Here is a 25132-nt window from a genome sequence, read left to right on the forward strand (position 1 = left end):
AGCACAAGATCTCATGGCATAAAATAAGCGCCCCCACCCGAATGGGTGGGGGCGCAGGTGATTTTGAGATTATTGCTCTTCCTTCATCTTGGCATAGCAATCGCTGCAATAAACAGGTCTGTCTTCTCTGGGGCGGAAGGGAACCTTCGCTTCAGAGCCGCAGCCAGCGCAAGTAGCAGTGAACATCTCTCTCTCGGGTCTGGAAGCATTCTTACGGGCATCGCGGCAGCCTTTGCATCTCTGGGGCTCATTAACAAAGCCTCTCTCTGCATAAAACTCCTGCTCGCCTGCTGTGAATACAAACTCAGATCCACATTCTTTGCAATTCAAATTCTTGTCTGCATACATTCTTTTTTTACCTCGCTTAAGCTTAAAAGATTTACCCGTGGATTGAAAAACGTCGAGATTGAGATACAATGCTCTGCTTTTTTTGGGCCAAGGGCATATTTACAGTCCCCAAGAGGGGGACCGGTTGACTATGTGCTGTGCAAAAAGTAATTACCTGGTATAAGTTTTCAGTTTTCTCCTAACTCTTTGCAGTGCGTTATCTACAGCTTTGGTAGTTGTTTGCAGAACAAGAGCAATTTGCTGATAGCTGCCACCATCGAGATAGAGGCGCAATACCTGCCATTCAAAATCAGATAAAAGTGATCGCATAAGCTGCTGCTGCAGCTGTGCAGTTTCCATGTCAATAAACTGCTCTTCAGGCAATTCTGGGATACGGCGGGAGGCTGTTTCCCTAGAAAGCCACTGTTCGTCAGAGATATCAATGTAAACGTTGGTATTTTGATGAGCACTTTTCATATGTTTTTTAACAGCAGTTATCATGGAATTGCCGATGCACCTGAAGGCATAAGTAGAAAACTGAACCTGAAAACGATCATCGTAGCTCTTGGCCGCCTTAAACAGTGCCAGCATACCCTCTTGAAGAAAATCCTCAGGGTCGATTCCCGATACATTGGAATAGCGGGCAGCATGTCTTTTAACAAGGGGCATGTACCGAATCAGCAAACAATCGAAAGCCTGCGTATCCCCCTGCCCAGCAAGGAGAGCCAGCTTCGCATCTGCAATGGTAGTACAATCAGCTTGGCCATCTGCTTTCATGAAACAATCACCAAAAACATTGTTGTATTTTACCTTTCTTATCTTAACTTAATACTAAGTAAAAGTCAATACTTTTGTTAAATTTATTATTGCCTAATTTCCTATTACTATCGCCTTTATTCAACTAAATTAATTTTATATGAGAGACATTCTCAATTTAGTTGTACAATTTGCACAATCAAAGCTTTTTTTGCTTGACATTCTGCCCTTGGTGCCAAATTAAAACCACGATTTTATGCCATTTTCCATAGCTTTTTTGCATTCTATTCACTATGAAAATTACATGAATGTCTACCAGAAAAGGGTAAGTACTTCTAAATTCCATGGTGGGACTACAATTCTTCCACGTATAAAATTCCTTGCATCCCCCTTAAAATATTACGAATTTCCGCATGGCTCTGTTTTTTAGGAAGGCGCAGAGACAAAATAGCAGAAAGAGCCGCATCGGCAGAGGTTCGGCCAACACCAATAATCTCCATATCACTTAGGCGGATGTTGTCTTTTTTGAGGCATTCAATCATCGCACTGATCACCCCATGGCTTTCAAACTCCACATATACCGTCACCACCTGAGACCGGGAGGAAAGATACTGATCCAGATTGTGCAGCACAGCGGACACAAACCAGATAAAAAAGCAAGCCAGCAGCGCTCCTTTATAATAACCAATGCCGATGGCAAGGCCCATACAGGCCGAGGCCCACAGCCCCGCCGCCGTGGTAAGGCCCCTCACCTGATGCTTGCCTGTTACAATAATAGTGCCCGCACCTAAAAAGCCGATGCCACTGATAACCTGCGCGCCCAGGCGGGCCGGGTCGGTAGCAGAATCGTATGTACGAATAATGAAATCGCTGGTCATCATGGTTAAGGCCGATCCAAGGCAGACCAGTATATGTGTTCGGAAGCCTGCGGGGCGGCCCTTGTTCCCACGCTCACTGCCGATAATACCGCCGCAGAGCACCGCCAGCAGCAGCTTGGCGCAAATCGACAAAGCCTCCATATCCACAAACATACCATTCATCCCCTAAAACTATTGAGCGAACATCAATTGATTATAAACTGGCATGTCTTAACTAATTCTTTATCTATATTGTATTTTAACAACAATTTTAGGCTGTGTCAATTTAATAATTTGTATAATTGGTTGATATTTTGTTGGATATCCTGCATTTAAGGCTCTATTTTATATTTTAAATGTTCCACTATAGAAATCCGGCCGAAATCTGGAGAAGTCTGCCCAGATTCCGGCCGGATTGTTGATCCCAAAGGGATGGTATTCAATAAATTAGGCAAGTACTTCCTTCACAGTCTCAGCGATGGAATCATCCTTGCAGTTGGCATAAAACAGCTTGAGGGTATTCGGGCCGCCAAAAGAAGCTTTAACCAGCTCACGGTTGGCATTTTTGAGAATATATTTGATATCCTGATGAGCCACAGCCTTCAGCTCATTGAGGATGCGGGCATTGGTTTTCTCGGAAGCAGCTGCTTCGGGGGGATAACCGCCGCCGCCTTCTTTCTCAAACAGCTTCTCAAAGGTATAGCGAAGGTTGATTTCGCCGCCCCAGCCATAGCCTTTGGCAAAGGGAAGAGAAATGCAGTTGCCGTTGTTGACCTGGGTGAACAGAAATGCATCGGTGGGCTCAGTAACCAAACCGCAGACAACACCGGGCATTGCATTGGAGGCCACACAAGCGCCCTCACCAGTGCCGCAGCCAGTAACCACAAAATCAGCTGCACCGGATTCCAGCAAAGTAGAAATTAGGATTGCAGCCTGATTGTAAGTCATACGGTGATCTTCCAGATTATACTGGCCATAGTTATCAACAGTATGTCCCTTAGACTCAGCAACCTCTTTCAGGGTGTTATAAACAATTTCATTTTTGCTGGATTGGCTCCATTCCATGACAAGAGCAATTTTCATGACAGTGTCTCCTTTTTTGAATCAATGTGTAAAGGATTTTTCCTGTTCATTATAGCACCCGCCACCTGCTCCGTCAATGAATATCCAAACGGTATCTTCTGCTTACTTTTCTTTTATTTGGCAATTATTTGCCATTTTTCGATATAAAAGGAAGAAATGGCCACTGCCTTTTCCAGCCCCCTCAGAACCATCTGCTCATCGTAGTAGCCAAACTTCAACACAGCAGAATGTTGTGTTCCCCCGCTTTTCTAAAGAACGCTAAACCCGAAAACCTGTGCAGGCTTTCGGGTTCAAACATCAAGTCATAGGTCCATGCTTTTTTGCATAGGCGGGTTAACCGTTTGGATTTGCACTCATCTTAATGCAGAAGCCTGCGCCTGCAAAGAGGAAAGACGCTCCCGCACCTGTTCCATAGTGGCAGTTCCAGTAACCCCGATCTGCTGAATGGTCAGCGAAGCGACACAATTCCCCACCAAGGCCGCCTCAGCAGGGGAAAGCCCCAGCGAAAGCCCCAGCACAATCCCCGCATTGGTGGCGTCCCCCGCCCCCACAATATCCACCGGGCCAATTACCGGAAAGGCGGGAATTTCCTGCACCCTTCCCTCTTCAAAAACCAGCGAGCCTCTTTCGCCCATGGTTACAAAAACCGGGCGCTCATTGCGCAGAGCAACCTGACGACCGCATTCCAGAACCATTTCCTGTGAAATCTCACCGTTATGCTCTGGGCGAATGCACCGAACAACCTCCAAATGATTGCACTTCACCAGCATACTGCGGTATTCATCCACAAAGCCCCTGGAATCGGCATAAAAGAATTTTTCCGGCATCTGCCTTGCCATTTCGGATACCTTTTTGCGTATGTGTGTGGTAACCGCCGAATAATCCCGCTCCAAGAACTGATCGGTCACAATCACCGCATGGGAATCCTCCGCAGAAGCCAGCAGAGCCTCCAGCAGCTGCTCCTGCAAATCAGGCGGGGTGGGGTTAAAATTGCGGCTGTCAAAACGGTTCATTTCCGTGTAATGGCCGCTTTTTCCTTTGCGCATGGGCTTTACATAGGTGCTGGTGCATATCTGCCTGCTCAAAACCATTCCCCGGGTTTCGGCACCAATCTTTTCAAGGCAGGCCATCAGGTCATAGCCTTCTCCGTCCATCCCCACCAAGCCCACACAGCCAACTCGGGCACCCAACGCCCTCAAATTGTTCGCAATGGTTCCACCCACACCGGCATATAAGGCTTTTCGATGCACCTGATAAGCTGTCAGGCCGGTTTCCACCGAAGGCTCATCCCGGGCGGGATCGATATACAGGTATTTATCCAAGCAATAATCGCCCATCACAGTGATTTTGCACCGGGAAGCTTCGCTTACAGTTTGGATAATCCTCTCAATGTCAAAGGACATACTTCTCCTCTCCGATCAATGTGTATATTTTTCGGCCGGGTTATTCCTTCCAGCCGGTATCCAGTGCCAAAATTTTGCGGGTCAGGTGCGGAACCGTCAACTGATGCTCCCCCTGAATGTAGTGGCTTTTGCCACCATCCGCCACAGTGCGGGCCAGAATGGTCTTCCACGGGCGGAAGTAATACCGCGGGTCAGTCTTGGGAGGTGCCGCAGAAAAATCATTGCCCTTGATCGCCAGAAGATCAAAAACCGCTGTGGTGAAATGGGCGATTTTTTCTCCTCTCTGGTGGGCTACGTTTCGTGCCATAGCCAAAGCTTTGAGATACACCTCCGGCCCGGCTACTGCCGAACCGAAATTGAGGAACACTCCACCCTCAAGCCGGGTTACGCTCTGGGCATAGATGAGAAAATCCCGGTAAGAGGTCTCCCCCATCGCCGCCCCGCTGCAATTGGGATGCTCGTGGATGATATCGTTGCCGATGCCGATGTGCACCGTGCAGGGAACCCCCAGCTTATAGCCCATGGCCAGCACGCTTTTTTCCCGATAAGGGAAGTTCTGCTCCCATATGTAGCGCCCTACGGCCTCTCCCCAACCCAAACCATCCGCCGCACCCTGCACAATCACATCGTTTAGGAGACCGGTTTCCTGCCAGAGGCCAAACTGGCCTTCGCTGATATATTTAGCCACGCTTTCGCAGGTATCGCCAATCATAGCCAGCTCAAAATCATGGATGGAACCGGCGCCGTTGGTAGCAAAATGGGTCACCAGCCCCCTGCGCATCAGCTCAATCATATGGAGGGCGTTGCCGGTGCGGATGACATGGGCACCATACATCATCAGCACAGTGGAGCTTTGGTCTCGGCGGGCGGCAATCACATCCTGTGCAATACTATCCAAATCAGGGTTTTCAAAAGGCGGAATCGGATCGTCAAGACCGGTGACCACCTGAATGTTTACATCATGAATGCGCTGTTCTAAGGGCAGAATGTTCAGCTGAGAGCGGTCAAAAAGCGGGAAGGGCATTTCAGCGTACCCCCTCTGTGATAAACCGGAGGATGCTTTCGGGGCAGGCAAAATCCGGGATGATAGCATCCGCTCCCGCTTCCAGCAGGCGGCGGCGCTTCCATGCGTTGATGCCCTTGCGCCGAACCTCATCGGTGGCCACGCCAAAGGTATAACCGCCCAAGCCCGCCACCAGCTCAATTTCCACATATCCATCCCCAAAGGAAACCAGCTCAGTGGGATCAATTTTGTTTTCTTCTATAATGCGCTTGATTGCCTGCGTTTTGGTGCAGTTGCTGGCCTGCGTATCCAAAGCGCCCCAGATGCCCCCATCAAACAGCTCACGGATTTTAAGCAGCTGGGCTTCCTCCAGCACATTTTCATGATCAGTGCCACTGGCCAAATAGCATTTGATACCCTGCGCCTGCAAGGCTTTCAGCAAATCCGAAATACCCGGCACAAGATACTGCTCCGGGTCTGCGCCTGCTTTTAAATCCGCATGTCGGTGGGCGATATGAAGCCCCAGCCTGCGCAGATATTCCGCTTTGTATTCCATGGGATCACGGTGGGAACCGCCCCGCTTGATGACCTCTTCATCCAACCGGATACACTGGAAAACGGTTTGCTTGCCTGTCAGGCGATCCACAAAATCCCGCACGCACTGCTGCAATTCCTTCGATTCCTCCGCTCCGGGCGTTTCGGATAGAACCTCGATAAAGTAAGGAATCATAATATCCTGCCAGCCTTCCCGAATCAGGCTGACTGTGCCGTCAAAATCAAACAGCGCCGCTTTGATTTTCCCCGGATGCCGGGGATAACGGACAATTTCCATGCCCCATAAGTCCTCCAAGGTCTGGCGGGTCATGGTGGCCATAGCATGTTCATAGATCATATGCATATCCTCAAGCTGCTCCATACAGTCGGTAGGCGCCAGCAGGATATACTGGCAAAGCTGCCGGATGCGGCCGCCATCCCGGCCGGAGAAGCCGATGGTAATCATCCCCATCTCATTGGCGGCCTCAACCGCTTTTACGATATTGGGTGAATTGCCGCTGCCGCTGAACACCACCAGAACATCCCCCCTTGTTCCCTTGGTGCGAACCTGTATGGAATAAGAATCCTCATAGGCAAAATCGTTGGCCAAGCATGTGATAATAGCGGAGGAATCGGCCAGACTTTCAATGTTAAAGCCTTCCCGGTTGTGGGCACGACACCCCTTGAGGAAATCGTTGGCCATATGGGAAGCGGTGGAACCACTGCCCCCGTTGCCGGCTGTAAAGATCTTCTTCCCCTTGAATTTGGCCTGAATCATCACCTCTATGATTTCAGCCAACAGAGCGAAATTGGTTTTCATTACCTGATCGGCCACCACCTGGGTATAAGCCTGCAAATCCTGCTCAAGGGTTGCTGTGTCAATTTTCATAGCTGTTTCCTCCTTCTATGTAATGGGTGGATGCCGCCTGAACATATCGCTGATCGAGGGATGCTCAGGCGAAATGCAAGGTTTCTATATTGCGGTGATTATATCATAACATGATGTAATTCAAAATGGAATGGGGTTTTTATATTTTTTATTCGGGAATTTAATTCGCAAATTTATATATAAAATAAACAAAATAATTACATATTAATTATATTACTATTAATATTGCAAAATTCTATTGCATATGCTTTTTGTTTGTGCTACTCTATTTGTATCATAACGTGACATAATTCTCATCCAGATTCTTCAGGCAACCAGTATATAAAACGTGCTGCTGTGCCTTTTTCAATGAAGAAAATTGCCGCTATTCACGGTATGTCCGTATGCTGCCGGGTCTTGCCCGCAAGACCCCACATTAATCTGCGACTTTTCGAAGAGCCTGCCGGGTTCTTTGAAATTCGTATAAAAAAACAACATCGACTTACAAAAAGGAGGCAACCATATGAAAAAGACTCTTTCCGCAGCATTGGCGGCAACACTGATGCTGGCCGCCCTTACCGGCTGCGGCGGCGGAGCCGCTCCCGCTGCATCCAGCGCAGCACCTGCCGCACCTGCTGCTCCCGCTTCTTCCTCGCAGGCAGCCGCATCCTCTGCCCCCGCCGCAGCCGACATTACCGTTGGCGTGGCAATCCGCAAATTTGATGATACCTTCCTGACTGAAGAGCGCAATGCCATTTCCGCCAAAGCCGATGAATTGGGCTTTAAGGTGGATATCGTAGATTCCCAAGCCTCGCAGACCACCCAGAACGATAAGGTTGATATGTTCATCACCAAGAAATACAACGCATTGGGCATCAACATGCAGGAGCGCAGTGCCTCCGATCTTGTTATTGAAAAGGCTATGTGCGCCAACATCCCTGTGGTGTTCTTTAACACCGAGCCCTTCCCCGAGCATATGGCCAAGTGGGAAAATGTCTATTATGTAGGCGCGAAAGCCGAAGAATCGGGCACCATTCAGGGGCAGGCGCTGGCCGCTTATTGGCTGGCCAATCCCGATGCAGATAAAAACGGCGATGGCGTTCTTCAGTATGCCATGCTCAAGGGCGAGCCGGGCCATCAGGATGCCGAGCTGCGCACTGAATATTCCATCAAGGCTCTCGAAGCCGCCGGTATCAAGGTAGAAAAGCTGGCCGAAGATACCGCCATGTGGAACCGTGTTGACGGCCAGAACAAAATGCAGGCTTTCCTTGCCGCTCATGGCGATAAGATTGAAGCTGTTCTTGCCAACAACGATGATATGGCTCTGGGTGCTATTGAAGCTCTCAAGGCCGGCGGCTATTTTACCGGTGATAAGTTTATGCCTGTTGTGGGCGTGGATGCCACCGAGCCCGGTAAGGTTGCTATCGAAGAAGGCACCATGCTGGCCACCGCACTCAACGATGCCGTGAATCAGGGCGGCGCAGTTGCCGAGCTGACCCATCTGCTTGCCAAGGGCGAGAAACCCACCAGCAGCAATTTCAGCTACACCGTTACCGATAAACAATATGTCTGGATTCCCTACGTGGCTGTAACCAAGGAAAATCTGGCTGACTTCCGGTAAGCCTGAGCAGAAAGTCTCCCGGAATGCGGGCTTTGTCTGTGTTCCGAGAGGCCGGGCAGTGTAAATAAAGTGCAGGGGCTTTCCATCCCAAGCCAAAAGCCCTGCACTTTCACTGCTTCTTTGTGAGAACAATTCAGCCGGCTCCCAAACGGTGCAGACCCGGTGGAAGGTCTATAGTTGTATAGGTTTAAAACCGAAACGTGGTTTTAAACAGCGGCAATCTGCCGCTAACCGCCATAGGCGGTCTATACCGGCTTCATACTCGATAGAGGAAGGGGAATAAACCGTGGAATACATACTGGAAATGAACGGCATTTCCAAGAACTTTCCTGCTGTAAAAGCACTGGATGATGTTACCCTCAGGGTTCGCCCGGGAACAGTCCACGCTCTTATGGGGGAAAACGGCGCCGGTAAATCCACGTTGATGAAGTGCCTATTCGGTATTTATACCAAAGACAGCGGCACCATCATACTGGATGGCCATGAGGTCAATTTTGTAAGCTCCGGGGAAGCACTGCAAGGCGGGCTGACCATGATTCATCAGGAGCTGCAGCCGGAACCCTTTTTAACGGTAAAGGAGAACATCTGGCTTGGACGTCTGCCCACCTTTGGAATCGGACCGATCCGATTCGTGGATCAGAAAAAAATGTATGCCGACAGCCTCGCCTTTTTAAAGGAGCTGGATATGGATATCGACCCCAATCGGCTGGCCGGGGATTTATCCGTTTCGCAATTACAGGCCATTGAAATTGTCAAGGCAGTTACCTATCATTCCAAGGTGATCATTATGGATGAACCCACCTCCTCCCTCACGGAGCACGAGGTGGAAACACTTTTTAAAATCATTGGTGAACTGCGCTCTCAGGGCGTCTCTATCATTTATATCTCCCACAAAATGGAGGAAATTCTGCGCATCTCAGACGAGGTTTCCATTATGCGGGATGGCAGCATGGTGGGCACTTGGCCCGCCTCTGAGCTGACCACCGACCTGATTATCTCCCGTATGGTGGGCCGGGATTTGAAAAACCGCTTTCCTCCCAGACTTAACAAAGTGGAGGAGGATGTGGTGCTCTCGGTTTCGGATTACACCTCGCCCTTCCCCCACTCCTTCAAGAACATCTCCTTTGAGCTGAAAAAAGGTGAAATTCTGGGAATCGGTGGGCTGGTGGGCGCTCAGCGCACTGAGTTGATCGAGGCTGTATTCGGCATCCGCTCATTGGAAAAGGGGAGCATTCAGGTAGACGGAAAGCCGGTCAAGATTACATGCCCCAACGATGCCATGGCCTGCGGTATGGCTCTGCTCACCGAGGAGCGGCGCAAGACCGGTATTTTCCCGGTGCTCAGCGTGCAGGAGAACATTGTCATTTCCAGCCTGCGGCAGTTTTGCAGCAAGCTGGGCTTTATTCAGGATCGAAGATGCAAGGAGGCCGCCTCAGACAGCACCAAGCGTCTTTCGGTGAAAACGCCTTCCCTTTCCACACCCATCAGCAACCTTTCCGGCGGAAACCAGCAAAAGGCACTGTTTGCCCGGTGGCTGATCACAGAGCCGGATATTCTCCTGCTGGATGAGCCCACCCGTGGCATTGATGTGGGAAGTAAATACGAAATTTATACCATGATGGTGGATTTAGCCAGTCAGGGTAAGAGTATTATTATGATTTCCTCCGAAACCCCCGAATTAATCGGCATGTCCGACCGGATTATGGTAATGTGTGAGGGCAAAAAAGCAGGTGAACTGACCGGAGAGGAAATCGGCGAAGAAGCAATTATGCGGTTGGCAACAAAATACATGGTTTCCCAGCAAAACGAGGGAGTTGCAATATGAAAACAGATCAGGCCGTAAAAAGAAGGCGCCCCTCGGGGGGAAACGCCCTGCATTTTATCCAGCAAAATATTATCTTTGTGGTTCTGCTCATACTCATTGTGGCCATCGCTATTATTAATCCCATGTTTGTTTCACTCAATGTACTCAAGGATTTGCTGATCCAGAACTCCACCCGTTTGATCATTGCCTCGGGAATGGCGCTAATTCTGATTGTGGGCGGCGTGGATCTTTCGGCAGGCCGTTCGGTTGGCCTTGCGGCGGTTATTGCCGCCTCCATGATGCAGACCGCCGATTATTCCCGGCGCTTTTATCCCGATCTGCCTCAGATCAATCTGATTATCCCGGTGGTGATCGCCGTGGCTGTCTGCGCTCTTTTTGGAGGGCTCAATGGCTTTTTGATCACCAAGTTTTCCATCCCCGCCTTTATCGCCACACTGGGAACACAGGTGGCTATCTTCGGCATCAACTCCATCTATTTCGATCTGCCGCCCAACTCTTCCCAACCCATTGGCGGTATCCGCAAGGATTTCACCTACTTTGGCTCCGGGTTTGTGGGGTTTGTTCCGATTATTATCCTGATTGCCTTGCTGATACTGGGAATGGTGTGGTTGATTCTGAAGAAAACCCCCTTTGGCCGCAACATTTACGCCATCGGCGGCAACAAGGATGCAGCCTTGGTTTCCGGCATTAAGGTGGCCTCCACCACTGTGCTGGTTTATGCCATCGGCGGCGCTCTCTTCGGGCTGGCCGGTGTGCTGGAGTGCGCACGCACCGGTGGGGGAACCAACGCTTACGGTGCATCCTATGAATTCGATGCCATTGCCGCCTGCGTGGTGGGCGGTGTTTCCAACACGGGCGGTGTGGGCACCATCCCCGGTATGATTGCCGGGGTATTCATCTTCGGTATCATCAACTATGGCCTTACCTTTATTGGGGTAAATCCTTACTGGCAGATGATTTTCAAAGGGCTTATCATTGTGGCGGCTGTAGGCGTGGATATCAGCAAAAACGTGAAGAAGCGCTAAGGGATCACTCTTTTAAAACCGCCTGAAATAGTGTATACTGGCTGTAAAGTTGAGGTGGGGCCGGGTGCCCTGCCTCCGCTATTGCATTTAAAGAAAGGCACGACAAGGGCTATGAGAAAAGCAGCCAACCACGATACCATGCGCAACGCCAACCTGCTCACAGTGTTCCATACTATCCGCTGTGGCGGGCCCATTACGAAAAAGGAACTCCAGCGTGAGACCGGCCTGAGCTGGGGCAGTATATCCAACATCACCGGCTTTCTGCTGGAAAAAGGCATCATCACCGAGCAGCAGAGTGAAGGTGCCGTGGTGGGGCGCACCCCCATGGGTCTGGATATCAATCTGGAGCACAACCTGATTGTAGGGCTGGATATCAACCTACAGGGTATGACCGGTGTGGTCATTGACCTTAAAGGCAGGCAAAAGCTGGTGGAGGCCGAGCCTCTGCGGGGTGTTTTTCGCCCGGCCATTATGGAGCAGGCCACCGCCATGATTCACCGCCTTCTGGATCAGCTCGCTGACCCGGCGGAGGTGAAGGGAATCGGAATATCTTTCCCCGGCCATGTGGATTCCAAAAAAGGTGTTTCCATCAAAATTCACCATTTTCAGGGGTTTGAAGGCTTTAACCTGCGCCGGTTTTTTCAAGACGAGTTTGGCTTGGAAGTAATCGTGGAGCATGACACAAATTGTTTGGCTGTAGCAGAGCACGATCTGGGCGTGGTGCAGGGTGTGGATAACTTCGTGATTCTGCGCCTTTGCAAGGGCATTGGCATGGGCACCTTTTCTCATGGGCGGCTTTTTCACGGGCGCAGTGGTGCCACCGGCGAGGTGGGGCATATGATCATCAACACCGATGGCCCCCGCTGTCAGTGCGGGCACCATGGGTGTCTGGAATCCTATGCTTCGGTGCACAACATTCTGCGGCAATGTGGTGAGGCCATTCAATTGGGTCTTGCTCCTGTTTTGGAAAAGCTGCTGGAAGGCGATCAGCCCCTGACATTGGAAGCCGCCGCTGAGGCCGCCCGCCAGCAGGAATCCTCGATTTTGCATATTTTCCAACAGGCGGCCGCCTATACCGGCGTGGCTATAGCCAATGTTGTTGCCATTCTAGACCCGGATGTGGTGGTGCTCAGCGGAGAGCTGGCCGCCTATGGGGATTTGTTCCTCCCCAAGCTGATGCAGGTGGCACAGGATAGCTGCTGGCGAACCGCCCCCATTGAGTTTCGGGTGGCACACAACCACTGCTATTCCGCAGCAGTTGGTGCGGCCTCTTTGTTTATTCAAAAGGCATTTCTCAATGCCATAGACGACTACTGAGCGTTCAAATAAAGCCGAACGCTTTATGGGGGGCATCCAATGCCCCCCATATCCCCCCCGGATTGCGGCGCTTTGCCGCAAAAAGTGGAAATCTTACGTCGAAATGAATTCGACGTAAGAAGAATTACGAATAAAAGAACGATCTCGCTTGCTCTAGTCAATGCAAGCAAATTGAAACGCTTGAATAATGAAGGGAGCGGCGCTCCCTTGCCGGGATTTTTTGGGGGAGTGATACGCTTATGCTGATCGGCGCACTGGATATCGGAGGCACCAAAACAATTGTGGCCATTGCAAATGAGCAAGGGCAGATTTTAGCCAAAATCACCTTTGCCACCCATACCGCTGACTTCAAGGAACACGGTCGCCTCTGTATACAGCTTCTGGAAAAGCTGGCTGGTGAATGCTCCGCTGAATTGGCCGACTTGGCAGGAATTGGCGTGAGCATGCCGGGTATGGTGGATTTTGCCCGTGGCTTTTTGCTTCATGCACCCTTCGCCGGGTGGCGGGATGTGGCGGTTGTGGAATACTTCCAGACTATCCTGCCCCAAGGGATTCCGGTTTTCATTGATAACGACACCAACAACTGCGCTTTGGCCGAGGTTTTGTTCGGTGGTTCCGGGGAGCGGGATTACATATGGATGACGGTGAGCACCGGGATCGGGAGCACCTTGATTTCCGATGGCAATCTGATTGCAGGCGCTTCCTTCTGTGCCGGGGAAATCGGGCATTTCAGAGTGGAGGAGCAAAACCCAAGACCCTGCACCTGCGGCAGAGCGGGCTGTCTGGAGGCGCATGCCTCAGGCACTGCAATCGGGCGTATTTTCCGGGAGGCTTTAGCCGATTCCTCTTCCCTGCGCAATCAGCTGGAAGCAAACGGACTGAGCGACGATGCGCCGGGCTGTGCCCAGTTGGCTAAGCTGGGTAACCCTACCGGCATGGAGATTTACCGCCAAGCCGGGGATTATATGGGCAAGGCGCTTTCTTGGGCGGTCAATCTTCTGAATCCCGCCGTGGTTTTTATGGGCGGCGGTGTCTCACGGGATTTGGAACTTCTCCGGCCCGCTATCCTCCACCGCATTGAGGCGGAGGTTGTCCGCCCCAGCAATCGGGTGGGAATACGCCAATCCCAGCTGGGCTACGAAGCCTCTCTTTTGGGGGCGGCGGCTCTTGTGCTCAAAAAACTTTAAAAAATTCTGCAACAACGCCCTCCCTTTTATTGGCTTATTCGCTAATAGAAGGAAGGGCATTTTATTTTACCACAGCTTGGCAATGGGCCTGCTTTCTGAGAAGCAATAGCAATCCCGCAGATAGAATACCCGGCCATGCTTTCAGGCTCCTGCTGATTTGAAGCAGCTCCGGGCGGGTTTTCGCCGCAGTCAAAAGGGCTAAAGCATCCTCTCGCCAGCCTGCAAAGGCAGAAGGCCAAAAGGAAAAATCCGACCATCGGGAAGGAATAAAGCGATCCGGCAAAAGCTGTAATCCATATAGCAGGCCAGCGGTAAACAGAGCATACAGCGCCATCATAGCCAAAAGGGACTGAACCGGATATGCCCGCCTGCTCTTTTTCCAACGCCACACGGCTTCCAGCAGCAACAGCCAAGCGGTAAACACCGGAAGAACAGCAAGCACCTGTGAAAGCTGGGTATAGCTGCTGTTTTTCACCACCAGCACCGGCGAAAGGCCGTGACGCAGAGCAAACAGCTTTCCTTTTTCGCCCCCTGCCAAAGTCAGAGAATCCAGCGGCTGCTTGTTTTTTTCCTGCGGGCGCAGGAGCATTGTGGGTGCTTTCATTTCCATAACCGCCCGCACTGTATAGGCTTGATCTTTATACAGAATCTGCGCCCCCACCGGATCGGCCAAGCCAAACAGTTTCTGGGCGGTTTGGCGGTCAATCAGGCACCCGGTGGTATCCTCCTCCGCCAAAGTTTGAGCTATGGGCAGCACCAGCCGGGTATTGCCAGCCACCCAAAGCACCGCCACATGGCTTTCTCGGCCTATATCCAAGGCCTCCACCCTTTGGTTTTCTACCTGTGCCCAAAGAGAAAAAGGAACCGGCTCTGCCGCCCGCTGTTCCAGCATGATCATGCTTTCCCGGCTTGCGGCTGTCAGCCCGGTCAAGCCCCGCAGAGTGGCAAAATCGCTACTGGAATCGGCTTCCCGCCAGCCCGCCTCCCCCAGCCGCCAGCAAAGCACCGCCAAAAGCAGCAGCACCCATAGAAATGTTTTTTTCAGGAGGCGGCTCCCCATTCCCTGCTTATGACCGCCCATCATGGATTTTCCAAACGGATACGGCCGCCATCCGCCACCGCTTTGGGGGTGGATACAATCACCTTATCCTCCCGGCTCAGTGCACCGGAAACAGCCGCCGTGGTCTCGTTCTGCTCCTGCACCTGCACATCCACCCGCCGTGCCGTGTATTCAGTTCCCAGAGCCGTTTGTGTCTCGACCGCCACAAGTACATACTTTTGGGAGCCATCCGCATACAGGGCCGAAAGGGGCACACAGCTTTCATACACCTGCGACTTTCCCTTGATTTCTGCCGAGGCGTTCATCCCCGGCAGGCCGGCGCCTTCGGGCAAACCCACAGTGAGCTGCCACCCGCCGGCATTTTTAGAGGAGGGTGCAACGGAATCCACCACAAGCCCTTCCAATTTACGGTTTTCGCCTGCAAGACTCAAGGTAACGGGAAAATCCTTTTCCACCCGTTTTTTTTCTGCATCTGTCAGCGGGGCAGCAAGCTCCATGGATTGGTTCTGCAGAATAAAAACAGCAGCCTCCTGGGTGGTCAGCTTACCCGCCTCAGCGGCAAGTCCGGTTACAATGCCGCTCACCGGCGCCAACACCTGCCCTTTGGTCTTCACCGCTTCATATAATGTGGAAAGTTCCAGATTGGCCTGCTGGAGAGAAAGTTTTTTTGTCTCAAGAGAAGCATCCGGCTTTTGGTTTTGAGCATCGTCTATATCCCGCTGCGCCTTCAGGAGAGCCTGATCCCGGTCGGCCAGCGCCTGCTCATAGGCAATGCTGTTGGCCCGGTAGGCAGAGCGCATGGCGTTGTGCTCACTTTCGGTGAAATCGGACTCATCATAATCGCCCCGGTGAACCCCTTCGTATTTGCGCAGATCCTCCTTGGCTGCACGAACCTGCTCGCCCGCCCGCTCTACCTTGAGATCCTCCAGCTCCTTGATGGTTTTATAATCCTCTTTTGCCCGCTCCAGTGTCTTGCCTTGCCGCTCCTGTTCCAGTTGGGTCGCCTGTTCCTGTGCCGCAATCTCCGTTTGCAGACTTTTGACCGTCAGTTGCTTCTGGGCAATCTCCCGCTGGATACCACTGATATCATAAGTAAAGAGCAGGTCCCCTTCTTCCACGGTGTCTGATTCCTGCACAGCCACCTCCCGGACCACCGCCCCGGCTGCACACACCACCGGAATGCCTCCCTTGGCCTGTAGGATGCCCTCTACCATAAGAGTATGCACCACGGTGGAGCGCTTTGGCGTATCGGTCTGCACCACCGGCACAGTAAGGGAATCCGCCGCCCGGGAGATCACGGTACAGCAAAGCATAAGCCCTAAAAATCCAGCCATCATACGAAGTGCCCGCCCTTTTATACTGCTCATCGCCTGTGGGTCAGGGCGGAAATTCCATATCCTTTTCAGTATCTCCACTTGTTTACTCCTTTGCGCCCGAGGCCATAATACCCTGCTCCAGATAGCTCTGCCCATAGAGAAAAACCAATATGGAGGGCAGCAGCGTGATCACCGAAGCCGCCAAAGCCAGACCGATTTTCCCCGCTGTAATCTGGGGCAGATATAGCGAAAGGGGCCACAGGGTTTTGCTTTTTAAAAAGGTCATGGGCTGCTCAATGAGATTCCAGTATTCCAGAAATCCCAGCACCATAGCCGCCGCCACACCGTTTTTGCCCATAGGCAGGCCGATGTGGAAAAAAATCTGCCAACTGCTTGCACCATCGATTTGCGCCGCTTCAATAACCGATTGGGGAATGGCCTTAAAAAAGCGATGCATAATGAAAATGGGAAAGGTAGAAAAAATTGCCGGGAGCAGGATGCTCCAATGGGTATCCAAAAGCCCTGTTCCGTCCATGACCAGATAGCTGGAAACCATGGTAACCTGAAAAGGCATCAGCATCAGGATAATATACAGTGTAAAAAGCCCCCGGCTTCGCCGCCCGGAGCACCGGGCAAACCACCACGCCGCCGGGATTGCCACAAAGGTCTGGCCCAGCAGAGAGCCTGCCGCCAGCTTCACCGAATTCCAAAACATCACAAAGAATTCAGGGGAATCCAGCAAAAGCTCCACATAAGGGGCCAGTGTAGGGTAACAGGGCAAAAGCCGCCAGAAGGCATACCCGGGTGTATCCGAAAGCACAGGCCCCAGATATCCGCTCAGCTCAAGGGCACTCATGAGTGAACCGCCCCCCAGAAAAGCCAAAGGCAGCCACACCAGAAGGGATAAGGCCAGAGGCAAAGCCCCCGGTAAAAGTTTTCGTATCCATTTCAAGGCCTTAGTCCTCCTTATCCCATGCACGGCGCAGCAGCATAATTAAGCCCAAAATCACTAGCGCCACCACCACAGCGGCGGCAGAAAGCTTATCCATAGAAAGCTCCCGGAACCAGTTGTTAAAAAGGTGCTGGAGCTGATAGATGCTGGTGTGGGGGTAATCTCCCCCAATGAGATAAGCCTCCCGGAACACCTTAAAGGCATTGATCAAGGAGAGCACCAACAGGGTATATAAGGTAGGCAGAAGGTTTGGCAGGGTGATCCAGAAAAACATCTGCACATTGCCCGCTCCATCCACGCGGGCGGCTTCATACAGTGAGGGAGAGATACCCGCCAGCCCGGCCAGCCACAGCACCACACAGTAGCCAAGATTCTTCCAGATATAGCTGCCCACCAGCACCCAAAAAGCCATGGGGCTATCCATCCAGCTGACTGCGCTGCCTCCCGCCCCAGTAAGCCAGCCGTTGGTCAGGCCCTGCCCATCAAAAAGCACCTGCCACAGCAGCACCACCGAGGCCACCGGAACCGCCATAGGGATCAGCAGGCTGGTTTTGAAAAGGGCTGCCCGCTCCCCCAGCGCATACAGGCAAAGGGCAACCACAAGCGAAAGGGCAAGCAGAATGGGAATGCACACCCCCAGAAAGCGTCCGGTATTGGCAGCAGCCAGCCGAAAGGCCTTGTTGGCAAAAACCGCTGTATAGTTGGCAAAGCCCACCGCCTGACCACCCATAGCCGAAGCAAAGGAGCGCCGCAGAACATCCCCAAAGGGAACCAGCACAAACAGGGTAACACCCATAAGGCTGGGCAGCAAAAACCAAGGGTTGGTGCCCCCAGAGGGGCGCCGCATTTTTATCTTCTGTTTGATTTTGCCTTCCCCCTTGCTTCCAATGCCCACTCTTTTTATCTCAGCCTAGCATCTATTCCGCCAGATAAAGCTCCAGCTTGGAGGCCAGCCCGGCAAGGGTTTCCTCCAAGGATTTTTCACCCTGAAAATAAGGCTCTGTCTGCTCAATCAAAATCTGGCGTACCACTGTATCCACAGGAGCGGAAACCGAAACCGCCTTGATCATGGCAAGATAAGCCTGCATATTTTCTTCCTCTGGCCATTTGTACTGAATAGCCATCGACTTATAAACCTCCCCTTCACCGTCCTCATCATCGGTGGCAAAGGAAATAGAAATATAAGAACCGTCGTCGTCTTCAGAAAAGGGGGATACACTGTTTTTCTCCAAAGCCTGCACATTCACCGGCAGGCCATCCGCAAAATCGTTGACCAGCACCTGGGATCTGAGCACCGTTTCCACAAAAGCCCGAGCCTCATCCGGCTGACCGGAGGCCGCGGTAACGCCGAGGATGGTTCTGGGCACAAACACCCCCGATGAAGGGAACACCGTGACATGGCCCTTTTCCATTTGCGTGATAGCCGCATCCGGCCCGGCTAAATCCGCCAGACTGTTGAGAGCGCCAAGACCGGCGCCGATGCCCTGGCCTTTCCAATAAAGTGCCTGTTCCAGCATATCTTCGCCTACATACAGTTCGTCCAAACCTTTTTCCCGAAGCTTTTCGGCTATGCGGCCCATTTGGGCTAAATCCACAGCGAAGGCCTGCTGATCCAGTGTGCCATCCTCTAAAAACCAGCTTTTCCCATGTGTGGAGTAAAACACCTCCATAAACTGCGCCGGGTGCACCCCAAGGGTGAAGTCTCCCCGTTTTTCCAGCCAATTCGCCAACTGCTCCATAGTTTCAAGGGGCTGTTCCTGTTCCCCCAGCAGAACCGGTACCGAGAACCGTGCGGGAATGGCATAGATATGGTTATCCTCTTCAAAGGCATTCACGATGTGAGGCAAAAATTCCCCGGATTGTGCCTTTTCGCTGACAACATCCTTTAAATCCGCCAGCACACCCCGCTTGACATAGCTTTCCACCGGAATACCATCCAGCACCAGCACATCCGGGCCCTTGCCTGCCAGAATCTGTGTAGAAAGGCTGCGCAGAGCATCGGCGGGTGTAATGCCGTCACTCCCTGTTATGCCCACCTGATAATCCACCCGCACATCCGGGTTTGCCAGTTGGAAGACACCCATAGCCTGCCGGATGGTTTGGTTATCTTCCAACGAATAAACGCTCAACTGGGTGCTGGGCAGCCGGGGAATGGTGGCATCAAAGGTATAGCGCAGCAGGCGAAAACCCTCCTCCCGCTGGCGGCAAAACACAGTAAAGCTGCCATCTTGATTTTTAATAAGAGCAGAAGGGATTACACTGGGCATACTAAAGGAAACCAAATCCCCTTCAATAAGCCGTTCGGTCACCGCACCATCCAAAAGCATCCGGTAAAGCCCGGTGGAATCCACATAATAAAAGGCACCTTCCTCCCCGCTCCAGGTGAGAGCACGGCCCTTGCCCGATTGTTCCGATGTTGCGCCTTCGTAGGGCAGTTCCTCCAAAAGCTCACCGGTGCTCAGATCATACAGCTTTAACTGATTGTGAAGAGAAATTGCAAGCGTGTTCCCATAAGTAAGAAAATCTCCCTTATACTCCCGATCCTCTAAACCGTCATAGGTATATTTCAGCTTGCCATCTGCAAGGCTTGCCTGATGGATCGAAAAATGGTCATCCACCAGCAAATCCCCATTGGAGGCAAGGCGAAGCTGCCGAGGCTGGATGCCCTCCTCTGTGAAGGTAGGTTCATACCCCATCTCAGTTAAGGAAGCTGCATCTCCATGAAGAAAGCTATAGACAGGCTCCACCGGCTGGCTCTCCGCCTTCTCATCCGCCCTCGCCAATTCCTGTTCCATCACAGCCCTTGCATTGGTAATAGCCTGTAAATACAGATCCCCGCCAGAGGTGAAATCCGCCGCCACAACCACCGCATTATCCAGCTGAGAAATCCACGGCAATTCCACCGTATTCCAGGTTTTTCCATAATCGGCCGATTCCCAAACATCCCACGGCCCAATCATATTGTCGGCCGTGCGGTTGCCAATCAGGCGAAGCTTGCCATTTTCCAACTGGCGGAAGGACTGAACATACCCTATGCCCTGCGGCAGCTCAAGCTCTTCTTCCATATACCGGCCCATGGCAACAGGATCAGTTTGGGCTTCGGAACCGAATGGCTGGCCGCTCTTTTGGCAGGCGGTCAGGGCCAGCAACAGGCTCAACCCCATTACCAGCACTTTTTTCAGGCTTTGTTTCATGGAAATTCCTCCAGTTTCATTCACTCTGCCTGCATTGTACCAAATCAACCTCTAAGAATTCTGGAATCTTTAAAAGCTTTTAGAGGAAAATTACAGACGGGCTGTGGTATACTTAGAACTATAGAAACCAAACTTGAAAACAAGCGCACTTGTTTTCCCGCTTTTTCAAAGCGGGAAAATGGCATACTAAGAGGCGAAAACTGCGCCTTTAGCGCAAAGCAAGCTCTGCTTGCTTTTGAAAACGATGGTTTCGTTTTCAAGTTTATTGACTATATAATGAGTAAATCTTGCGGGAGGCTGCCATGCGTATACTGATGATTGAGGATGATCCCGACCTTTGCGAGATTATCGGCTTTGCCTTAACCCGGGAAGGCTATACCCTAGATCTTTGCAGCTCTGGGGATGAGGGGCTGGAATGGCTGCGCCAGCAGGCCCACGATCTTGTTCTGCTGGATCGGATGCTGCCGGGAACCGATGGCGTAACTTTGCTGAAAATGGCCCGGCAGGAGGGAATCACCACCCCTGTGCTGATGATGACCGCCTTGGGCCAGATTCACGAACGGGTGGAAGGGCTGGATAGCGGAGCGGATGACTATATTGTAAAGCCCTTTGCCGTGGAGGAGCTTTTGGCCAGAATACGGGCCATGAACCGCCGCCCCCGCAGCTGGGAAGGCGAACAGCGGCTGAGTCAGGGCGATGTGGTGTTTGATCCCATGCAAAAGTCACTGGAATGCGGGGATACAAGCTGCAGCCTTTCCAAGCGGGAGGCCGATCTTCTGGAAATACTGCTGAAAAATTTTGGTCAGGTTCTGCCTCGATCCACTCTGTTTGCCCGGGTATGGGGGCCCTATGCTGAGGTGGAAGACGGCAATTTAGAAAACTACATTCATTTTATCCGTAAGCGTCTCCGCTCGGTGGGAAGCCGCCTGAATGTGGTAACCGTGCGGGGTGTGGGCTACTGTGTGGAGGATGGGGATGTTTAAAAGACTACGCCTGCGCCTCACCGTGGTCTGCGCCTTGAGCACCGGGCTGGTGCTGGCTGGGATGGCCATGGCCTCTCTCTATTTTTCGGCGGAGCAGCTGGAGCGCCAATCGGATCAGACCTTTCAAAGCAATCTGAATGCTATTTTCTTTTATCTGCGCAGCCAGCAGGTGATTGACCACACGTGGCTGGGGCAGACAGAAGCGGATAACCGGCTTTACATCCGCATTGAAAGTGGCGAAAATCCGCTTGTTTATACCGGCCAAAACCCGGTGCGGGAATTCTTGACCTCTTTGGCGCAGGAAAAAGCCCTGCGGGAATTCCAATTTGACAGCCGCCAGCCACCTTCTACCACACTGGCGCCGGATATGGTGCTGTTTGAGCTTTCTGTGCCTCAAGGGAATTACCGGGCGGCGGTTTGCTCGGTTCCTTTTGGGCAAAAGTGGCTGGGTGTAACGGTTTTAAAGGATAAGAGCCCTGAGCTGGCCCAAGCCCGGCGGCTGGAAATTGTATTTTTGCTGTGTGTTTTAGTGGCGCTGGCTTGTCTGGCAGGTTTTGCGTGGATTTTTACCGGCATTGCCATTCGCCCCATTGAGGAGGCCCGGCGCAAACAAACCGAATTTGTTTCTGCCGCCTCCCATGAGCTTCGTTCTCCGCTGGCGGTCATCCGGGCCAGTGCGGAAACACTGCCCAGTGTCACAGCGGATAAGGTCCCCTATTTTTCTGAGAAAATTGAAAAAGAATGCGTGCGTCTTTCCCGGCTCACAGGGGATTTGTTGCAGCTGGCGGGTGCGGATAGCCAGCGCTGGTCGGTTACACTGGCTCCCACCAACCCGGAAACATTGGTGCTTTCGGCTGTGGAGCGCTTTGAAGAGCTGGCGGCCGGCAAGCATATTGCCCTTTCTGTCAAGCTGCCGGAACGCTCTATGCCCCGGATTTCCTGCGATGAACAGCGCATCCTGCAGCTTCTGACCATTTTGCTGGATAATGCCCTTTGCTATACCCCCGAAGGTGGAAAAATTCTTGTTTCCTCCTGCCTTTCCCGGCGTGGTATTGTATTCGGTGTAGCGGATAGCGGCCCGGGCATTCCCCCCGACCAACAGGAAAAAATTTTTGAGCGGTTTTATCGGGGTGAAGCCTCCCGCACCAGCAAAGCCCACTATGGCTTGGGTCTTTCCATTGCGCATGAAATTGCCCTGCTTCATAAGGGAAGTTTATCTGTGCAGGAGAGTCCTCTTGGCGGGGCACAGCTCGTTTTGCGGCTCCCTATATAAATGCAGGCCGATGTGAATCATAAAAATTATAAAACTCAATTTACAACAAAGATAACTTAAAAGAAGATCCTGTTCATTTAAAATGACAGCGATCTTCTTTTTATTTTTCAACTGATTTGTAAAGCAAAAAAATGCAGAACTTCCTGCTGCTTCCAGCGGGAATAATCCACATCAAAAGGGCGCAATATATTGCTGTGAATTCATCAATGAGGTGAAGTTTTATGATTACAGTCGCCATTGCCGCAGACCATGATGATAAAAAATTCGGTTATACATTAAATCAAATTTTCAGCCGGTATTTTGCCCTGCAAAAAGAACAAGGCCTATCCCATTCCTTTGTGGTAAAGGATTTTGACAGCCTTTGCTCCGGTGGAGAAGTTCCGGAGGCCTTACTTATTATATACAAAAACATTTGCACCATAAAAAAAGAAAAGATTCCGTCCCAGGCTCTTGCCGTGGTGGATTCAACCAACCGGGAGCTGGTTCATTTTGTTTCTAAAACCAAGCTGCCCGCCATTACCTGCGGCATGGCCTCTATGGATACCATCACACTTTCCAGCATAACCGAGGAAAGCGCTGTGATCAATTTGCAGCGCACCATAACCTGTCTGGATGGGCAGTTGGTGGAGCCGCAGGAAATCCCAATAAAGCTGCACAGTGCAGCCGGTAAATATGCGATCATGGCGGCTGCAGCCGCTTTAATTGCCAGTGGCTGCTTGGATATTTTGACTTCTGGAGGACTTTGACAATTTCTAAAAAAATTTCCAGTTATATAACAAAGCTCAATGCCTATACTAATATTGCAAACGTAAAGCAACAAAAAGTAATTCAAGGAGTGTAATAAAATTATGGCTAACAAACCTATCGTTCCCGAAGCTAAGGAAGCTATGAACAAGTTCAAGATGGAATCCGCCAGCGAAGTCGGCGTGAATCTGAAGCAGGGTTATAATGGCGATTTGACTTCTAAGCAGGCCGGTTCTGTTGGTGGTCAGATGGTTAAGAAAATGATCCAGGCTTACGAGAATTCCATGAAATAAGCTGGGTTTTAAATAACCTTCCGCTTTGCTTTGATGAAAAAATCCCTCCGGCCAAGGCCGAAGGGATTTTTCATTTCATTCCTTTTTGATGCCTTTCAAAACATGCCTTCGCAAAACAATAATGGCAATCACATTTGGCACCGCCATTACCACGTTTAAAAGGTCTGCCAGCAGCCACACCGTTTTCAGGCTGGAAACCGCCCCCCCAACAGCCACAAGAAGAAACAGCAGCCGGTAGATATTCAGGCAGAGCTCCTTCCCTGCTTTATCTCCCGCCAGATAAACAACAGCGCATTCGCCATAGTAGCTCCACCCCAGCAGCGTGGCAACAGCAAAAAACACCAGCGACAGGGTCAGGAACACGCCCCCTACAGGGCCAAAGGTGGATTCAAAGGCAAGTGCTGTCAACGGTGCACCATCCTCTCCGCTGAGCCATAGCGTTCCCCCGCCCGCTGTCAGCAAAACCAGCGCTGTAACGGTGCAGAAGAGAATGGTATCCAAAAAGATTTCGCCAATGCCCCACATCGCCTGAATACGGGGGCTTTTGCAGTCTGCGGCCGCATGTGCCATGGGCGCCGACCCCATGCCCGCCTCGTTGGTAAAGATACCCCGCACGGTACCAAAGCGAAAGGCCTGCATAATGGTATAGCCTGCCACACCGCCCCCTGCCGCACGCAGGCGGAAGGCCTCGGTAAAGATCAAGCGAAAGGCCGCCGGAAGCTGCTCCCGGTTGAGATACAGCAGCATCCCCGCACCGGCCAGATAGGCAACCGAAATCAGTGGAATCACCGCTTCGGTGACCTTTCCAATGCGCTTGAGCCCTCCTAGAATGACCATTCCGGTTATGACCGCTATTCCGATGCCGCTGATCAGAGGCGATATCCCAAAGGTATCCGCCATAGCCGTAGCCACCGAATTCACTTGGGTCATGTTGCCGCTGCCCAGCGACGCAGCAATGCAAACCACCGAAAAAATCACGGCCAGCCCTTTTTTCCCCATGGGCTTTTCCATATAATACATGGGCCCGCCCACATACCGCCCCTGCTGATTCTTCTGGCGGAACTTAACAGCCAAAAATATTTCGGCATACTTGGTCATCATTCCAAAAAAGCCGGTGACCCACATCCAGAAAATAGCTCCCGGGCCGCCCGCTACAATGGCAGTGGCTACACCCGCAATGTTGCCAACCCCCATGGTTCCCGCCAAAGCTGTGGTCATAGCCTGAAAGGGGGAAATGCCTTTCTCTGTTTTTTCGGGTTTTTCCCAAAGGGTACCAAAGGTCTTGCGGATAATTTCCGGTGCTTTGCGGAACTGAAAAAACCCGGTTTTTACTGTCAGATAAACGCCAAGGCCACAGAGCAGAAATACCATTGTTCCATTGACCAGAGCGCTTCCTGCCAGCCTTTCAATCCATTGGGCCAAAAACATAGCGTTTCCTCCATCTATGACTTTTGAAACCTGTACAACTATACATATGGCTTTGCGGCAGGCAAAAATGCCTATTCCATGCC

At 51.6% G+C, this 25132-nt stretch carries 22 protein-coding genes; 9 read left to right on the forward strand and 13 right to left on the reverse strand.

All coding sequences use genetic code 11. The annotated features are described in order from the left end of the window. Positions 1-69 precede the first annotated feature (69 nt). The 7 genes from U6B65_06725 to U6B65_06755 form a co-directional block, all read right to left on the reverse strand. The gene (locus tag U6B65_06725; GenBank protein ID WRS28814.1) at positions 70-348 is read right to left on the reverse strand and encodes a zinc-ribbon domain containing protein; all 279 of its coding nucleotides are present in this window, start codon (positions 346-348) and stop codon (positions 70-72) included. Between the two features lie 150 nt (positions 349-498). After that, the gene (locus U6B65_06730; GenBank protein ID WRS28815.1) at positions 499-1104 is read right to left on the reverse strand and encodes a sigma-70 family RNA polymerase sigma factor; all 606 of its coding nucleotides are present in this window, start codon (positions 1102-1104) and stop codon (positions 499-501) included. Positions 1105-1436: 332 nt separating this feature from the next. Further along, positions 1437-2114, reverse strand: coding sequence for an MgtC/SapB family protein (locus U6B65_06735; GenBank protein WRS28816.1), 678 nt, complete (start codon positions 2112-2114; stop codon positions 1437-1439). A gap of 273 nt (positions 2115-2387) precedes the next feature. Continuing rightward, a complete protein-coding gene (locus U6B65_06740; GenBank protein ID WRS28817.1) occupies positions 2388-3023 on the reverse strand; it encodes an RpiB/LacA/LacB family sugar-phosphate isomerase in 636 nt (211 codons plus the stop codon). Between the two features lie 353 nt (positions 3024-3376). Beyond that, positions 3377-4426, reverse strand: coding sequence for a PfkB family carbohydrate kinase (locus U6B65_06745; GenBank protein WRS28818.1), 1050 nt, complete (start codon positions 4424-4426; stop codon positions 3377-3379). 40 nt (positions 4427-4466) lie between these two features. Beyond that, positions 4467-5450, reverse strand: coding sequence for a hypothetical protein (locus U6B65_06750; GenBank protein ID WRS28819.1), 984 nt, complete (start codon positions 5448-5450; stop codon positions 4467-4469). 1 nt (position 5451) lies between these two features. Beyond that, the gene (locus U6B65_06755) at positions 5452-6852 is read right to left on the reverse strand and encodes an SIS domain-containing protein (protein WRS28820.1); all 1401 of its coding nucleotides are present in this window, start codon (positions 6850-6852) and stop codon (positions 5452-5454) included. 502 nt (positions 6853-7354) lie between these two features. Between U6B65_06755 and U6B65_06760 the strand changes: the two genes are divergently transcribed. The 5 genes from U6B65_06760 (at position 7355) to U6B65_06780 (ending at position 13806) form a co-directional block, all read left to right on the forward strand. Further along, the gene (locus tag U6B65_06760) at positions 7355-8452 is read left to right on the forward strand and encodes a galactose ABC transporter substrate-binding protein (protein ID WRS28821.1); all 1098 of its coding nucleotides are present in this window, start codon (positions 7355-7357) and stop codon (positions 8450-8452) included. Positions 8453-8756: 304 nt separating this feature from the next. Then, entirely contained in the window at positions 8757-10277 is a 1521-nt protein-coding gene (locus tag U6B65_06765) for a sugar ABC transporter ATP-binding protein (GenBank protein WRS28920.1), read from the forward strand. Continuing rightward, the gene (mglC, locus tag U6B65_06770) at positions 10274-11302 is read left to right on the forward strand and encodes a galactose/methyl galactoside ABC transporter permease MglC (GenBank protein WRS28822.1); all 1029 of its coding nucleotides are present in this window, start codon (positions 10274-10276) and stop codon (positions 11300-11302) included. The genes U6B65_06765 and mglC overlap by 4 nt, the downstream gene beginning before the upstream one ends. Positions 11303-11413: 111 nt before the next feature. Continuing rightward, on the forward strand, positions 11414-12619 hold the full coding sequence (locus tag U6B65_06775; GenBank protein ID WRS28823.1) for an ROK family protein: 1206 nt from the start codon (positions 11414-11416) through the stop codon (positions 12617-12619). A 239-nt stretch (positions 12620-12858) separates the two neighbouring features. Then, positions 12859-13806 (forward strand): ROK family protein, encoded by a 948-nt coding sequence (locus U6B65_06780; GenBank protein ID WRS28824.1) that lies wholly within the window; start codon positions 12859-12861, stop codon positions 13804-13806. Between the two features lie 61 nt (positions 13807-13867). Here U6B65_06780 and U6B65_06785 read toward each other — a convergent pair whose 3' ends face one another. The 5 genes from U6B65_06785 to U6B65_06805 all read right to left on the reverse strand — a co-directional run bounded on the left by U6B65_06785 (position 13868) and on the right by U6B65_06805 (position 20328). Further along, on the reverse strand, positions 13868-14890 hold the full coding sequence (locus U6B65_06785) for an ABC transporter permease (GenBank protein WRS28825.1): 1023 nt from the start codon (positions 14888-14890) through the stop codon (positions 13868-13870). Next, positions 14887-16281, reverse strand: coding sequence for a hypothetical protein (locus U6B65_06790; GenBank protein WRS28826.1), 1395 nt, complete (start codon positions 16279-16281; stop codon positions 14887-14889). The genes U6B65_06785 and U6B65_06790 overlap by 4 nt, the downstream gene beginning before the upstream one ends. Positions 16282-16285: 4 nt before the next feature. Further along, positions 16286-17125, reverse strand: a complete 840-nt coding sequence (locus U6B65_06795) for a carbohydrate ABC transporter permease (GenBank protein ID WRS28921.1) — start codon at positions 17123-17125, stop codon at positions 16286-16288. A 13-nt stretch (positions 17126-17138) separates the two neighbouring features. Then, a complete protein-coding gene (locus U6B65_06800) occupies positions 17139-17981 on the reverse strand; it encodes a sugar ABC transporter permease (GenBank protein ID WRS28827.1) in 843 nt (280 codons plus the stop codon). A 70-nt stretch (positions 17982-18051) separates the two neighbouring features. After that, entirely contained in the window at positions 18052-20328 is a 2277-nt protein-coding gene (locus U6B65_06805; protein WRS28828.1) for an extracellular solute-binding protein, read from the reverse strand. Positions 20329-20630: 302 nt separating this feature from the next. On the opposite strand from U6B65_06805, the gene U6B65_06810 reads away from it, so the two are divergent. The 4 genes from U6B65_06810 to U6B65_06825 all read left to right on the forward strand — a co-directional run bounded on the left by U6B65_06810 (position 20631) and on the right by U6B65_06825 (position 23621). Beyond that, the gene (locus tag U6B65_06810) at positions 20631-21311 is read left to right on the forward strand and encodes a response regulator transcription factor (GenBank protein WRS28829.1); all 681 of its coding nucleotides are present in this window, start codon (positions 20631-20633) and stop codon (positions 21309-21311) included. Continuing rightward, positions 21304-22584, forward strand: a complete 1281-nt coding sequence (locus U6B65_06815) for a HAMP domain-containing sensor histidine kinase (GenBank protein WRS28830.1) — start codon at positions 21304-21306, stop codon at positions 22582-22584. The genes U6B65_06810 and U6B65_06815 overlap by 8 nt, the downstream gene beginning before the upstream one ends. 221 nt (positions 22585-22805) lie before the next feature. Further along, positions 22806-23330, forward strand: coding sequence for a hypothetical protein (locus tag U6B65_06820; GenBank protein WRS28831.1), 525 nt, complete (start codon positions 22806-22808; stop codon positions 23328-23330). 102 nt (positions 23331-23432) lie between these two features. Continuing rightward, a complete protein-coding gene (locus U6B65_06825) occupies positions 23433-23621 on the forward strand; it encodes an alpha/beta-type small acid-soluble spore protein (protein ID WRS28832.1) in 189 nt (62 codons plus the stop codon). A 75-nt stretch (positions 23622-23696) separates the two neighbouring features. Here the strand turns inward: U6B65_06825 and U6B65_06830 are convergent, their stop codons facing one another. Further along, a complete protein-coding gene (locus tag U6B65_06830; GenBank protein WRS28833.1) occupies positions 23697-25049 on the reverse strand; it encodes a sodium:alanine symporter family protein in 1353 nt (450 codons plus the stop codon). Positions 25050-25132 lie beyond the last annotated feature (83 nt).

It is taken from the genome of Oscillospiraceae bacterium MB08-C2-2 (assembly GCA_035621215.1).
Lineage (GTDB): Bacteria > Bacillota > Clostridia > Oscillospirales > Ruminococcaceae > WRAV01.